The organism is Desulfococcus multivorans, from assembly GCF_001854245.1.
GTDB lineage: Bacteria > Desulfobacterota > Desulfobacteria > Desulfobacterales > Desulfococcaceae > Desulfococcus > Desulfococcus multivorans.
This window is the reverse complement of sequence record NZ_CP015381.1, coordinates 2,587,543-2,600,799: the sequence shown is the minus strand read 5'-3', so window position 1 is coordinate 2,600,799 and position 13,257 is coordinate 2,587,543. Positions and strand designations below refer to the sequence as shown.

14 protein-coding genes are annotated in these 13,257 nt (G+C 57.7%); all 14 read left to right on the top strand.

All coding sequences use genetic code 11. The features are described from left to right. The first annotated feature begins 398 nt into the window (after positions 1-398). Positions 399-1,394, top strand: a complete 996-nt coding sequence (gene galE / locus dmul_RS11415) for a UDP-glucose 4-epimerase GalE (protein WP_020875138.1) — start codon at positions 399-401, stop codon at positions 1,392-1,394. Between the two features lie 153 nt (positions 1,395-1,547). Further along, the gene (locus tag dmul_RS11410) at positions 1,548-2,063 is read left to right on the top strand and encodes a hypothetical protein (RefSeq protein WP_020875137.1); all 516 of its coding nucleotides are present in this window, start codon (positions 1,548-1,550) and stop codon (positions 2,061-2,063) included. Between the two features lie 21 nt (positions 2,064-2,084). Continuing rightward, positions 2,085-3,287 carry a bifunctional phosphopantothenoylcysteine decarboxylase/phosphopantothenate--cysteine ligase CoaBC gene (gene coaBC / locus dmul_RS11405; RefSeq protein ID WP_020875136.1) on the top strand — a complete coding sequence of 401 codons (1,203 nt, stop codon included), beginning with the start codon at positions 2,085-2,087 and terminating at the stop codon, positions 3,285-3,287. Continuing rightward, positions 3,278-4,003 (top strand): uracil-DNA glycosylase, encoded by a 726-nt coding sequence (locus dmul_RS11400; protein WP_200809307.1) that lies wholly within the window; start codon positions 3,278-3,280, stop codon positions 4,001-4,003. Before coaBC ends, dmul_RS11400 begins: the two co-directional genes overlap by 10 nt. A gap of 131 nt (positions 4,004-4,134) precedes the next feature. Next, a complete protein-coding gene (locus tag dmul_RS11395) occupies positions 4,135-4,461 on the top strand; it encodes a Rho termination factor N-terminal domain-containing protein (protein WP_020875134.1) in 327 nt (108 codons plus the stop codon). A 3-nt stretch (positions 4,462-4,464) separates the two neighbouring features. Next, entirely contained in the window at positions 4,465-5,061 is a 597-nt protein-coding gene (locus dmul_RS11390; protein ID WP_020875133.1) for a 5' nucleotidase, NT5C type, read from the top strand. Positions 5,062-5,081: 20 nt separating this feature from the next. Continuing rightward, positions 5,082-5,981, top strand: a complete 900-nt coding sequence (locus tag dmul_RS11385) for a tyrosine recombinase XerC (protein WP_040413857.1) — start codon at positions 5,082-5,084, stop codon at positions 5,979-5,981. 61 nt (positions 5,982-6,042) lie between these two features. Beyond that, on the top strand, positions 6,043-6,579 hold the full coding sequence (gene hslV / locus dmul_RS11380; RefSeq protein WP_020875131.1) for an ATP-dependent protease subunit HslV: 537 nt from the start codon (positions 6,043-6,045) through the stop codon (positions 6,577-6,579). A 70-nt stretch (positions 6,580-6,649) separates the two neighbouring features. Further along, a complete protein-coding gene (hslU, locus tag dmul_RS11375; RefSeq protein WP_020875130.1) occupies positions 6,650-8,023 on the top strand; it encodes an ATP-dependent protease ATPase subunit HslU in 1,374 nt (457 codons plus the stop codon). Positions 8,024-8,030: 7 nt separating this feature from the next. After that, positions 8,031-8,906: an acetylglutamate kinase gene (gene argB / locus dmul_RS11370; RefSeq protein WP_020875129.1), complete on the top strand. Its 876-nt coding sequence runs from the start codon at positions 8,031-8,033 to the stop codon at positions 8,904-8,906. After that, on the top strand, positions 8,903-10,087 hold the full coding sequence (locus dmul_RS11365; protein ID WP_020875128.1) for an acetylornithine transaminase: 1,185 nt from the start codon (positions 8,903-8,905) through the stop codon (positions 10,085-10,087). The genes argB and dmul_RS11365 overlap by 4 nt, the downstream gene beginning before the upstream one ends. An 89-nt stretch (positions 10,088-10,176) precedes the next feature. Beyond that, positions 10,177-11,385 carry an argininosuccinate synthase gene (locus dmul_RS11360; RefSeq protein ID WP_020875127.1) on the top strand — a complete coding sequence of 403 codons (1,209 nt, stop codon included), beginning with the start codon at positions 10,177-10,179 and terminating at the stop codon, positions 11,383-11,385. A 9-nt stretch (positions 11,386-11,394) separates the two neighbouring features. Continuing rightward, positions 11,395-12,816 (top strand): argininosuccinate lyase, encoded by a 1,422-nt coding sequence (gene argH, locus dmul_RS11355; protein ID WP_020875126.1) that lies wholly within the window; start codon positions 11,395-11,397, stop codon positions 12,814-12,816. After that, positions 12,813-13,247 (top strand): hypothetical protein, encoded by a 435-nt coding sequence (locus dmul_RS11350; protein WP_020875125.1) that lies wholly within the window; start codon positions 12,813-12,815, stop codon positions 13,245-13,247. Before argH ends, dmul_RS11350 begins: the two co-directional genes overlap by 4 nt. Positions 13,248-13,257 lie beyond the last annotated feature (10 nt).

The window sequence follows — 13,257 nt, the reverse complement described above, 5'->3', positions numbered from 1 at the left end:
GGATGTCATGCTGTTCTTTGGGGTTGATGCGGCAATGCACGCGAAAAAACGGTGGACGAAACCAATCTCAGACGGCTTGACGGCCGAAAGGGGAACGGCATGCGGGCGTCAGCGGCATTTCCCTATAATTGAATAGGCCCATTCACAAATTCCTTTCAGGTGACGGTAATCCAAATCGGCACCTATAAACCATTCCCGGCTGTTTTCGTCAATATTTTTTATGGTTCCGGCGAAATCAGCCTTCTTCCCGTCAACATCGCGAACTGAGTCGAGTCGTTTATTGACACCGATACGGATGTCATATATAATTATAAGAATTTCATCCTTCGGAACCCGCTGCGGATGGTTTCAACCGACACCCTTTGCTTCAGACGTCCGGTTCCGATGCGGAGGCGGTTATGGCAGACAACGAAATTCTGGTTGTGGGCGGTGCGGGATATATCGGTTCCCACATGTGCAAATACCTCTGGCGGCGAGGATACAGGCCGATCGTTCTCGATAATCTGGTCTGCGGGCATCGGGCGGCGGTTCAGTGGGGGCCCTTTATTCAAGGCGACATTGGCGACCCCGAAACGCTGGATCGTGTTTTTTCCGAATACGACATCAAGGGGGTACTTCATTTCGCTGCATACACCTGCGTTCCTGAATCGGTGGATATCCCTCTGAAGTATTATGGAAACAACGTCGCCAATACCATCAATCTTCTCCAGGGCATGGTCCGCCATGGGGTGAATCGGTTGATTTTTTCCTCCTCCTGTGCGACCTACGGCGTTTCCGACGGAACGCCCATGTCGGAAGATCACGTTCAGCACCCCATCACCCCCTACGGCCGAACCAAATGGATGGTTGAACAGATCCTGGACGACGTCGAATCAGCCTACGGGCTTCGCGCCGTCTGCCTTCGATATTTCAATGCCGCCGGTGCGGACCCCGACGGTCATCTGGGGGAGGATCATCGGCCGGAAACCCATCTGATTCCCATTATTATCAAAACCGCTTTGGGGCAACGGGATTTTTTAAGCGTGTACGGCGATGATTATCCGACCCGGGACGGCACATGCGTCCGGGACTACATTCATGTGGAGGATCTGGCTCAGGCCCATCTTCTGGCACTCGAAAGACTGTTGGCCGGCGGTCCCGGCGGAAAATACAACCTTGGAAACGGCGACGGCGCTACGGTTCGGGAGGTCATCGAACGAACCCGAGGGATTACGCAGGCGAGCATCCCCGTCCGGTTCGAGGAGCGTCGACCTGGAGACGTACCGGTACTGATCGGGTCTTCGGAAAAAGCGATACGAGAGTTGGGTTGGCGTCCGCAGTATTCCGATCTTGACGCCATCATCGAGACCGCCTGGAACTGGCACCGGCGCTATCCTGACGGATATCCCGAATAGCCTGCATGCCGGCTGTGGGAATCATCATAAATCGTCTCCTATGCTACGGGCCGGTATTGAAACGTTAACGTATAAACGGCTGAAAGCGCCTTGACCCGTGCGCTTGCAGTCTCATCCCCTGATAACGTCATAAATGATAAGGAAGGAAACAAGATGATGAACCATGGTGGATTCCGCAAAAATGCCTTGACCGGTGTGATGCTCCTGTTCCTGTTATGCGGGCTGGCCGGGTGTTCGAGTCTGAAGGGCAACGACGCTGCCGGCAGTCCGGCCGCGGCGGGTCCGGCGCCCCTTTACTATGACGGATTCAACGATATTCTGATTCCAGGGGAGCTCAAACCGGATCGGGACGCTTCCTCGACTTTTCAGTCCCGCGGATTTGCGGCAGGCATGATGGTTTTCAAAGGAAGGGTCGATCGGGGATCTCTGGTCGCTTTTTTCAAAGAGAATATGGCCAAAGACAATTGGAAACTGACCGGATCGGTATCTACCGCCAAGACGATTCTTCTCTTTCTGAAGGAGACCCGCTGGTGTGTCATCGCCATATCAGAGGGAGCCTGGCAGTCCAAGGCCGAGATTTCGGTGTTGCCGTCCGTTCTCAATATTCAAAACCCGTCCTCGGGCTTCGATACATCGCCGTTGCCGGAGGGGGCTTTCCCGACCAACTGAATTCGGAGGTATTTCAACGGGATGAAAACGTCCATCCACGGCGTACGCATCGTGCTTGGCGTCTCGGGCGGCATCGCGGCCTACAAGAGCGTGGAACTGCTTCGTCTGCTCACCAAAAGCGGCGCCGACGTGAGGGTGATGATGACTCGAAATGCGACCCGGTTTGTCGGGCCGATGACCTTCGAAGCCCTCTCCGGAAAGCGGGTTTGTACCGATCTTTTTGACAGAAGCGATCCCGACGCCTCCATTCGCCATATCGAATGGGCTCAGGACGCCCAGGGCGTCGTGATAGCGCCGGCGACCGCCAACATGGTTGCGAAATATGCGCATGGGTTCGCCGACGACGCCCTCAGCACTTTTCTTCTGGCAGTGACGTGCCCGATGGTGATTTGTCCGTCCATGAATTCGGACATGTATCTGAATCCGTCGGTGCAGCGGAATCTCGAGTGTCTGAAATCAGACGGTCATCTGGTTCTGGAACCGGGGGCCGGTGAGCTGGCCTGCAGGACCGTAGGTCCGGGACGTTTACCTGAACCGGCGCAGATATTGGACCGACTGACGGCCCTTCTGACCCGAAAGGATCTGGCGGGAAAGACGGTTCTGGTGACGGCCGGGCCGACCCGTGAGCCCATCGATCCTGTTCGCTTCATCAGCAACCCCTCCTCTGGAAAGATGGGGTATGCTCTGGCTCGTGCCGCCGAATATCGGGGGGGCGATGTCGTGCTGGTCAGCGGTCCCACGGCATTGCCCGACCCTGCCAACGTCAAGACCGTCAGGGTCCGGACGGCCGGGGAGATGGCCCTCGCCGTTTTCGACCACATGGGGGACGCGGACATCATCATCAAGAGCGCCGCCGTCGGGGATTATCGCGCCGTTGAGACTGCAGCGCACAAGATCAAGAAAACAGCGGACCAGCTGGTTCTCACCCTGATCAAAAACGAGGATATTCTCAAGTCGTTGGGGGAGCGGAAAACCCATCAAATCCTTGTCGGATTCGCCGCGGAAACACGTGATCTGAAAGAGAATGCCCGGGAGAAACTCGTTCGGAAAAATCTGGACATGATCGTCGGCAATCTGGTAGGCCATCCCGCGTCGGGATTTGGGAGCGACACCAACCGGGTGACCCTTTTTTTTCGGGACGGGAGCTGCGAACCCCTGGCGGAGATGGACAAGGACGCCGTGGCGCATATCATTCTCGATCGGGTGCGCGAACGATGCCTTTAGACGATCCACAGGCCGCTATGGGCGAGGAATTCTCACGCCTCATCGCCGGTTTTCGCAACACGTTGCGGTTTATGGCCGCATGCGGTTGCAAAGGGTTCGATACCGCCATCGACAAGAGGCGACTCGATCAGCTGGGCAAAGAGGGCTCAGATCCGACTTTACCAGGGAAAACCATGGAAGAGATCCGGACCGACCTGGGCGACTGTCGGCGCTGCGGACTTTGTCGATATCGAACCAACATCGTCTTCGGGGCGGGCGATCCCCGAGCCCGCCTGGTGTTCGTGGGGGAAGGACCCGGCGAGGATGAAGATTTGTCCGGTGAACCTTTCGTAGGGCGGGCCGGCCGGCTCCTTGACCGGATTATCGATGCCATGAAGCTCGTCCGGGAATCGGTTTACATCTGTAATATCGTCAAGTGCCGTCCGCCGGCCAACAGGACACCTCTTCCCGAAGAGATTGAATGCTGCGTGCCTTTTCTGGAACGCCAGATCGCGGCCGTCTCTCCCGATGTCATCTGCACTCTCGGCGCTACGGCCACCCGCTCTCTTCTGAAAATAGACGCCCCCATCTCCCGGTTGAGAGGGCGGTTTCACGATTATCGGGGAATACGGGTGATGCCGACGTACCATCCCGCCTATCTTTTGCGTTATCCCGAGAGGAAACGAGAAACCTGGGAGGACATAAAGATGATCCTGAAGGTGATGGCGCTGATTTAGTCCTTGACATGACTTGAAAAAATGGTTTAAAAATCTCACTTTTGGAATGAAACAATGGGCGGGGGGCGACCTCCGCTTGTGCTTTTTTGCACCGATTCCTCAAAACGACCACTGGAAAGGAGTTTTATTGTATGGGCGACAAAAAAAAAGAAACCAAGGAAAAACCCCTGGAGAAAATGACATCCAAGGAACTTCGTGAACTGGCCATGAGCACTGACGGCATAACAGGAGCCCACGGCATGAACAAGGAGGAACTCATCTCCGAGATTCGCAAGGCCCGGGGCATCGAGGAGCCGGCCCGGAAGAAAACGGACACCGGCGTACGGGAGTTGAAAAAAAAGATCCGGGAGTTGAAGGCCAAGCGTGAATCGGCCCAGGCGTCCCAAGACGAGCGGATGGCCGGAATCTATCGCAAACGGATGATCCGGCTCAAGAAGAAAACCCGCAGGGTGGCGTAACGAATGTATGGAACCGGATTTGAGACGCGGGTGATCGATCCCGCATCCCTGGCCTTCGATATCGACGGCGTGGTGGCGGATACCATGCGGCTGTTTATCGACATCGCGCGAGAAGATTATGCCATCACCCATATTGCCTATGACGATATCACCCATTACATGCTCGAGGATTGCCTGGATATATCGACGGCGGTTATCGGAGAGATCATCGAAAAGCTGCTGGACGGCAGTCGGGATGAGGGCTTGAGGCCACTTCGGGGAGCCCGCGAGGTTTTGACAAGGTTGGAAAGCACCTTCGGCCCCCTTTGCTTCGTAACGGCCCGGCCGACGCCCGAACCCATCCATCAGTGGATGCTTAAGACCCTGTCCGTATCCGCCTCCGGTGTGGACATCACCGCCACCGGATCCTTTGAGGCCAAGGCCGATGTGCTGCGGGAACGCCGCAGGCGCTATTTTGTCGAGGATCGCCTCGAAACCTGTTTCGATTTGGAAAGGGCGGGAATAACACCCATTCTCTTCAGGCAGCCCTGGAACCGGAAGGCGCACCCTTTTATCGAGGTGGACAGCTGGCAGGCGCTGGAAGATCTGATCGCGTTCTGATGCCCGCAGACCTCCCGACGATGCCGATCGAAGCCTTTATCCGCTTTCTCGGCGTGGAAAAAGGGTATTCCGAACACACGTGCCGGGCCTACCGTCATGACGTGGAAGAGTTTTGCGCCTATCTGGCGGAAAACGAGATGATCGGAGAGGACGCCGGCGTCTGTCCGACGGCGGTCACCCCCCAGGTGGTCCGAGGGTATCTCGGAGCGCTCCACGGGAAGAATACGAAAAAAACCATCGCCCGAAAGTTGTCGGCGATACGCTCTTTTTTCGGATTTCTCGTGGGACGGGGGGAGGTGGAGCGCAATCCTGCGGAGCAGCTCCGGACACCCAAACAGGAAAAGCCCATTCCCGCATGCCTCTCCGTGGATGACGTCTTTCGGCTTCTCGACACCATCGGCACCGACGATCTTTCGGGCAAGCGGGATCGTGCCATGTTTGAAACACTCTATTCCTGCGGTATCCGTGTTTCAGAGCTGGTGGGCATGAACTGGTTCGACATCGATGTCGACCGAAAACTCGTCAGGGTTTCAGGCAAAGGTGAAAAAGATCGGGTGGTTCCCATCGGCCGCAAGGCACTGACGGCTGTCCGAGCTTATCGGGAGGCGCTTTGGCGAGAAATAAGGATAGATCCGAACCAGGACGGCCCCCTGTTCCTGAATTACTCCGGCGGAAGGCTTACGGCCCGTTCAGTGGGGCGGATCCTCGAACGACGTCTGTGCGAATGCGGACTGGCCGGATCGGTATCTCCCCATGGACTGCGGCATTCCTTTGCCAGCCACCTACTGGATGCCGGCGCCGATCTGAGGGCGCTTCAGGAGATGTTGGGACATCGGAAACTGTCCACTACCCAACGGTATACCCACATCAGCATCGATACCCTGACGGCGGCCTATGACAAGGCCCACCCAAGAAAGTGAGGCCGGTTCCGAAAATGAGACGGCAAATCCGACGAAACCGAATTGATCGGAAGGAGGGGCAATGACCGAAACGTTTCACGGAACGACGATTCTGGCGGTACGTCGAAAAGGGCGACTGGCCGTCGCGGGCGACGGTCAGGTGACCTTGGGCAATACCGTCGTCAAGCATCAGGCCAGAAAGGTCCGGCGCGTATATAACGACAAGATCATCGTCGGTTTTGCCGGCGCCACCGCCGATGCCCTTAATCTTTCCGAAAGCCTCGAAAAGAAGTTGGAACGGTACAACGGCAACCTCACCCGCAGCGCCGTCGAACTGGCCCGGGACTGGCGGACCGACAAATACCTGAGACGCCTCGAAGCCCTCATGATTGCGGCGGACGATGCCCGAACCTTTTTGATTTCCGGCAGCGGCGACGTCATCGAGCCCGATGAGGGCGTCGTGGCCATCGGGTCCGGCGGGGTGGCCGCCCAGGCGGCGGCCGGGGCGTTGATGTCCCACACCGATATGGAAGCGCGAGAGATCGTCGAGGTCGCCATGAAGATCGCCGCTTCGATTTGTGTTTATACCAACACGGTTATCACCGTGGAAGAGATATAACCGCCGTTTCTGGTGGAGCGCTCCGCATAAATCGCGGCGCCCTGGGCCGAATGAGCGGGAACGGATTGATATGAGCGATTTAAAACCGTCTGAAATCGTAAAAGAACTTGACAAGTACATCATTGGGCAGGGTAAGGCCAAAAAATCAGTGGCCATCGCTCTCAGAAATCGATGGCGGCGGCAGCGGCTTTCCCCCGATCTCGCTGAAGAGATCGCTCCCAAGAATATTATCCTGATCGGCCCCACAGGCGTGGGGAAAACCGAAATTTCCAGGCGACTTTCCAAACTGACGGACAGTCCGTTTCACAAGGTCGAGGCGTCCAAGTTCACGGAGGTCGGCTATGTCGGTCGTGATGTGGAGTCCATGATCCGGGACCTGGTTGAACTGACGGTGGGCGAGCTCAGATCCCGCGAACAGGAGGCGGTCAGGGACAAGGCCATGGCCGTGGCCGAGGAACGAATTCTCGATCTTCTGCTGCCGAAATCCGGTGAACGCGCCTTTCGGGGCGGGGACGACGCCGAGGGCGGCACCGTCGAGGTGGTCGGCATGGAACGGATCCAGGCATCCTCCACTCGGGAGAAACTCCGGAAGATGCTGCGGCAGGGCAAACTCGACGAACGGTTCGTGGATCTCGACGTCACCGAGCGGACGTTTCCCATGGTCGAGGTCTTTTCCAGCATGGGAATGGAAGAGATGGGTATCAATTTCAAGGACATGTTCAACAACATCCTGCCTCGGAACACCAAGCGGCGGAAGGTCAAGGTGCCTGAAGCCATGGAGATGATCGCACAGGAGGAAGCCCGGAACCTGGTCGACATGGACAAGGTGACCCGAACGGCCGTGGAAAAAGTCGAGCAGTCCGGGATCATCTTTCTGGACGAGATCGACAAGATTGTGGGGAAAGAGGGCGGCCACGGGCCGGATGTGTCCAGAGAAGGCGTTCAACGGGATTTGCTTCCTCTGGTTGAGGGCTCCACCGTCATGACCAAATATGGTCCCGTCAAAACCGACCACGTCCTGTTTATCGCGGCCGGGGCCTTTCATACCATCAAACCCTCGGACCTGATCCCTGAAATGCAGGGGCGGTTTCCCATCCGCGTCGAACTGGATTCCCTCGGAAAGGCGGAGTTCGTCAGAATTCTGACCGAGCCCCGGAACGCTCTTCTTCTTCAGTATATGGCCCTTCTCCGTACTGAGAATGTGGAAGTGGTGTTCGAGGATGACGCTGTTTCCGAAATCGCGGCCTATGCGGAAGAAGTGAACGCGGCCACTGAAAATATCGGCGCCCGAAGGCTCCATACGCTGATGGAGTGTCTCCTGGAGGACATCCTGTTCGACGCGCCGGACACGGCAGAGCAGAAGATCGTCATCGATCGGGCCTATGTTGCGAAAAAGCTGGGACCCATCAAGGGCGACGAGGATTTGAGCCGATTCATTTTATAGGATGCGCATGAATAAGAACGTCGCGGACATACTTGTCGAGGCACTGCCTTACATACGCCGGTTCAGCGGCATGACCATCGTCATCAAGTACGGGGGGCATGCCATGGTGGATGAACAGCTGAAAACGGATTTTGCCAGGGATATCACCCTGCTCAAGTTTATCGGGCTCAACCCGGTGGTGGTTCACGGCGGCGGCCCCCAAATCAATCGTGTTCTGGAGAAGATGGGCATCACCTCTACATTTGTCCGCGGCATGCGCCTAACCGACGCGCCCACCATGGATGTGGTCGAGATGGTCCTGGGCGGAAAAGTCAATAAGAGCATCGTTTCTCAGATCAATCAACAGGGCGGCAAGGCCGTCGGGCTCACTGGAAAGGACGGACGATTGATCCGGGCAAAGAAGCTCCACATCGTTTTTCAGGAGGACGAGACCAAACCCCCCGAGATCATTGACCCCGGATTGGTGGGAGAGGTGGTGGAGGTGAATGCGGAGATCATCCATACCCTCTCCCGACAGGGCTTCATTCCGATTATCGCGCCGGTGGGCGCCGGAGACGGGGGAGAAAGCTACAACATCAATGCCGACCTGGTGGCGGGAAGGATCGCCCAGGCCCTGGGCGCCGGACGATTCATTCTTTTGACGGACGTCGACGGGGTTTTGGACGCGGCGGGCGCACTGATCTCCTCCATCGACGCGCCGACCATCGAAAGCATGATCCATGAAGGGAGCATTTCAGGCGGCATGATTCCCAAGATCGAGTGCGCCCTGGACGCGCTCAGGAACGGGGTGGGGAAGACCCACATCATCAACGGCAGGAAGCGGCACGCCATCCTGCTGGAACTTTTTACCGACAGCGGCATTGGAACGCAGGTGACCATATGATGCAGGACATCATGAAGCAGGCGGACAAGGTGTTGGCCAAAACCTACCTCCGGCAGCCCATCGTCATCACACGGGGCGAGGGGGTGACGGTGTGGGATGCCGATGGAAAAGCCTACACCGATTTCGTGGCGGGAATCGCCGTGTGCAATCTGGGCCATGCCCATCCCCGGATCGCCAAGGCCTTGTGCGACCAGGCGGGACGGCTTTTTCACGTCTCCAACCTCTATTACACCCAACCCCAAATCGAGCTGGCGACCTGGCTCGTCGACCACAGCTTCGCCGATCGGGTCTTTTTCTGCAACAGCGGCGCTGAGGCGAACGAAGCCGCCATCAAGCTCTCCCGGCGCTATTTTCACGAGAAGGGGGAGGCGCGCCACCGCATCGTGAGCGCGGAGAAATCCTTTCACGGGCGAACCATGGCGACCCTGTCGGCCACGGGTCAGGACAAGATCAAGAAGGGGTTTCATCCGGTTCTGGGCGGCTTTGATTTCGTGCCGTTCAATGACATCGATGCCATGGAAAAAGCGGTCGACCATGAAACCTGCGCTGTTATCCTGGAGCCGATCCAGGGGGAAGGCGGCATCCGTATGCCGGATTCCGGATACCTGGCCGCGGTCCGTCGGTTGTGCGATGATGCGGGGGCGCTTCTTATTTTCGACGAGATCCAGACCGGGATCGGCCGGACCGGCAAGCTGTTCGCCCACGAGCATTTCGGCGTCGTACCGGACATCATGAGCCTGGCCAAGGCCCTCGCCAACGGTCTGCCCATCGGTGCTATGCTGGCCCGTGAAGATGTCGCCGAAGCCTTCGGGCCGGGGGCCCACGCCACCACCTTCGGGGGCACGCCCGTCATTACCGCGGCGGCGATCGAGACGTTGAGCATCCTGACCGAGGAGGGGGTCATCGAAAAGGCGGTTGAAACCGGCGATCACTTTCTTTCGCGGTTGAGGGATCTCAGGGATCGCCACCCCGTCATCGTCGACGTCAGGGGCAAAGGCCTTATGATCGGGATGGAACTCAGCGTTCCCGGAGCCCCGCTGGTGACCGCCTGTCTGAAACGGGGATTCCTCGTCAATTGTATCCAGGAGAACATCCTCCGGTTTGCACCGCCCCTGATCATCGAAAAAGCGGCTGTGGATGCCCTTGTCGACTGTCTGGACGAACTGCTGAGCCGGAAATAGCTGCTCAACGCAATTTTCGGTTTTCGTGACGGCAGCCGAAAAGCGATATCAAGGACTATGGGGGTTATGAAGAAAAGGAATTCAGAAAGATGACGGAGCAAGTGAAAAAAGTCGTACTGGCGTATTCGGGCGGACTGGACACGTCGGTGATTTTACGTTGGCTGATCGAAACCTATGATTGTGAGGTCATTGCTTTTTCAGCCGATATCGGTCAGGAGGAGGAACTCGACACCATCGAGGAAAAAGCCCTCAAGACCGGCGCCTCAAAGGTCTATATCGACGATCTGAGGGAGCCCTTCATTCGGGACTACGTTTTTCCGGCCTTTCGCGCCAACGTAGTTTATGAAGGACAATATCTGCTGGGAACCTCTATTGCAAGACCCCTTATCGCCAGACGCCAGATCGAGATCGCCAATATCGAAGGGGCCGACGCGGTGAGTCACGGCGCTACCGGGAAGGGCAACGATCAGGTCCGCTTCGAGTTGGGTTACTATGCCCTGAAACCCGACATCAAAATCATCGCCCCCTGGCGAATCTGGGATTTGACATCCCGGACGGCCCTCATGGCGTTTGCTGAAAAGTTCGGCATCGAGGTCCTCTCAACTCGGAAAAAGCCTTACAGCACCGACCGGAACATGCTTCACATCAGCTACGAAGGCGGCATTCTCGAGGATCCCTGGCAGCCACCGCCTGAAGATATTTTCACCCTGACGGTGTCGCCCAAGGATGCGCCCGATACGGCCGAGGAGATCGAGATTACCTTTGATCAGGGCGATCCGACGGCCGTCAACGGCCGCGCCATGTCGCCGGCGACCCTGTTCAGGGAATTGAACCGCCTGGGCGGCAAGCACGGTATCGGGCGGGCGGATATCGTCGAAAACCGTTTCGTCGGGATGAAATCCCGGGGCGTCTATGAAACGCCCGGCGGCACGATTCTTCGGGCGGCCCACATGGCCATGGAATCCATCACCATGGACCGGGAGGTCATGCACCTGCGGGACGGCCTCATGCCCCGATACGCCGAGATGATCTACAACGGGTTCTGGTTTTCCCCGGAGCGGGAGTTGATGCAGAAGCTGATCGACGAGAGCCAGCGAAATGTGTCCGGTGTCGTTCGTCTGTCGCTTTACAAAGGAAACTGCACGGTGTTGGGTAGAAAATCGGATTATTCACTTTACAGCGAGGCCTTTGCCACCTTCGAGGATGACACGGTTTACCGGCAGGGGGACGCCGAGGGATTCATCAAGCTTAACGCCCTCAGGCTTCGCATCCGGGAAATGAATCGGAAACAGGCGTAAGGGGAAACCATGTCCGACAAACTCTGGTCCGGCCGATTTTCCGAAGGAACCGATACGCTGGTGGAGGGGTTCACGGCCTCCATCGGCTATGATCGCCGCCTCTATACCTGGGACATTGAAGGCTCCGTCGCCCACTGCCGGATGCTTGCGAAAACCGGTGTGATCACGGCAGAGGAAGCCGCCGAGCTGGTTCGGGGGCTCGAACAGGTGCGCCGGGAGATAGAAGCCGGAGCGTTCGCCTTCGACGACAGCCTGGAAGACATCCACATGCACGTGGAGTCCCGCCTTTTGGAGATCGTGGGAAAGGTGGCCCAGAAACTGCACACGGGCCGCAGCCGGAACGATCAGGTGGCCCTCGACATTCGCATGTATCTCAGGGCGGAGACCCGTGTGATCATCGAGGCTGTCGGCCGGCTTCGCAGTGCTCTGGTGTCTCTCGCCGAAACTCATCTTGGGGCGGTTTTGCCGGGATATACGCATCTTCAGCGGGCCCAGCCCGTCCTGCTCTCCCATCACCTGATGGCCTATTATGAGATGTTCACCCGAGACGGGGAACGGTTTCGGGACGCGCTTTCCCGTATCGACGTCATGCCGTTGGGTGCGGCGGCCCTTGCCGGAACAACCTACCCCATTGATCGTGAATATACCGCGCGACAGCTCGATTTTCCCCGGATTTCCGAAAACAGCATGGACACGGTGGGCGATCGGGACTTTGCCCTGGAGTTTACTGCCGCAGCCGCCATCTGCATGATGCATTTCAGCCGGCTGTCCGAAGAGCTGATCCTCTGGTCTTCGGTCGAGTTCGGATTCGTGGAGATTGCCGATGCCTTCACCACCGGCAGCAGCATCATGCCCCAGAAGAAAAATCCAGACGTGTGCGAGCTCGTCCGAGGCAAGACCGGACGGGTCTACGGAGACCTGATGACGCTCCTGACCCTGATGAAATCCCTGCCCATGGCTTACAATCGGGACATGCAGGAAGACAAGGAGCCGCTTTTCGACGCTGTCGACACCCTGAAGATGACCTTGGCGGTCTATACCCGGATGCTCCCCAACATTACCTTCAAAACCGATGCGATGGCACGGGCGACCCATACCGGGTTTCTGAACGCCACGGATCTGGCCGATTATCTGGCAACCCGGGGGATGCCCTTCAGGGAGGCGCACCATGTGGTCGGCAAGGCTGTCGGATTCGCTCTCGGACGCGGCAAGGAACTGCATGAGCTCAGCCTGGCGGAGCTTCGAACCTTTTCCGACCGGATCGAGTCGGATATTTTCTCGTTTCTGGGGGTCCGGGAGATGGTTGATCGCCGAAAATCCGCGGGCGGCACGGCGACCGAAAACGTCCGGTCGGCCATTTTGAAAGCCCGTCGGACGCTGGCCCGAGAATCCGCCAACGAAGACCGGATCAAATCCGGAGAGCACCCGTGAAGGGTTCGCGCCGTTGGATCGGGCTGCTTTTCACGGCGTGGGTGTTGACGGCAGGGTGTGGGGTCAAGGCTCCTCCCGTTCCCCCCAGCCGGTTGCCGCCCGCCGCGGTAACTGATCTGACGGGGGCCGTGGCCGGCGATGTCCTGGAGTTGACCTGGGGGATTCCGGCAGTCGGGGACGATGCCGGCGAGGCCGACGGTTTTGCCGTATATCGGGCGAAAACCCCTGTGGAGGAAGCTGAGTGTCGGGACTGCCCCTTGATTTTCCACCGGATCGCGCAGGTTTCCATAACACCGTCCCTTCGCCAAAACGGTCGAATGACCTTTTCGGACCCCTTGGAAAACGGATATCGTTACCATTATAAATTGCGCTCCTATGATGTGTTCGGCGCGGCCGGCGACGATTCCAACACGTTTACCGTCGATTATTGACCCAACCGGC

Excerpts from the sequence above, each read along its gene's own strand:
- dmul_RS11365 (WP_020875128.1), top strand. The coding sequence starts at position 8,903 with ATGATGCAGGACATCATGAAGCAGGCGGACAAGGTGTTGGCCAAAACC.
- dmul_RS11360 (WP_020875127.1), top strand. The coding sequence starts at position 10,177 with ATGACGGAGCAAGTGAAAAAAGTCGTACTGGCGTATTCGGGCGGACTG.
- galE (WP_020875138.1), top strand. The coding sequence starts at position 399 with ATGGCAGACAACGAAATTCTGGTTGTGGGCGGTGCGGGATATATCGGT.
- hslV (WP_020875131.1), top strand. The coding sequence starts at position 6,043 with ATGACCGAAACGTTTCACGGAACGACGATTCTGGCGGTACGTCGAAAA.
- dmul_RS11410 (WP_020875137.1), top strand. The coding sequence starts at position 1,548 with ATGATGAACCATGGTGGATTCCGCAAAAATGCCTTGACCGGTGTGATG.
- dmul_RS11390 (WP_020875133.1), top strand. The coding sequence starts at position 4,465 with ATGTATGGAACCGGATTTGAGACGCGGGTGATCGATCCCGCATCCCTG.
- dmul_RS11400 (WP_200809307.1), top strand. The coding sequence starts at position 3,278 with ATGCCTTTAGACGATCCACAGGCCGCTATGGGCGAGGAATTCTCACGC.
- argB (WP_020875129.1), top strand. The coding sequence starts at position 8,031 with ATGAATAAGAACGTCGCGGACATACTTGTCGAGGCACTGCCTTACATA.
- dmul_RS11395 (WP_020875134.1), top strand. The coding sequence starts at position 4,135 with ATGGGCGACAAAAAAAAAGAAACCAAGGAAAAACCCCTGGAGAAAATG.
- coaBC (WP_020875136.1), top strand. The coding sequence starts at position 2,085 with ATGAAAACGTCCATCCACGGCGTACGCATCGTGCTTGGCGTCTCGGGC.
- argH (WP_020875126.1), top strand. The coding sequence starts at position 11,395 with ATGTCCGACAAACTCTGGTCCGGCCGATTTTCCGAAGGAACCGATACG.
- hslU (WP_020875130.1), top strand. The coding sequence starts at position 6,650 with ATGAGCGATTTAAAACCGTCTGAAATCGTAAAAGAACTTGACAAGTAC.
- dmul_RS11385 (WP_040413857.1), top strand. The coding sequence starts at position 5,082 with ATGCCGATCGAAGCCTTTATCCGCTTTCTCGGCGTGGAAAAAGGGTAT.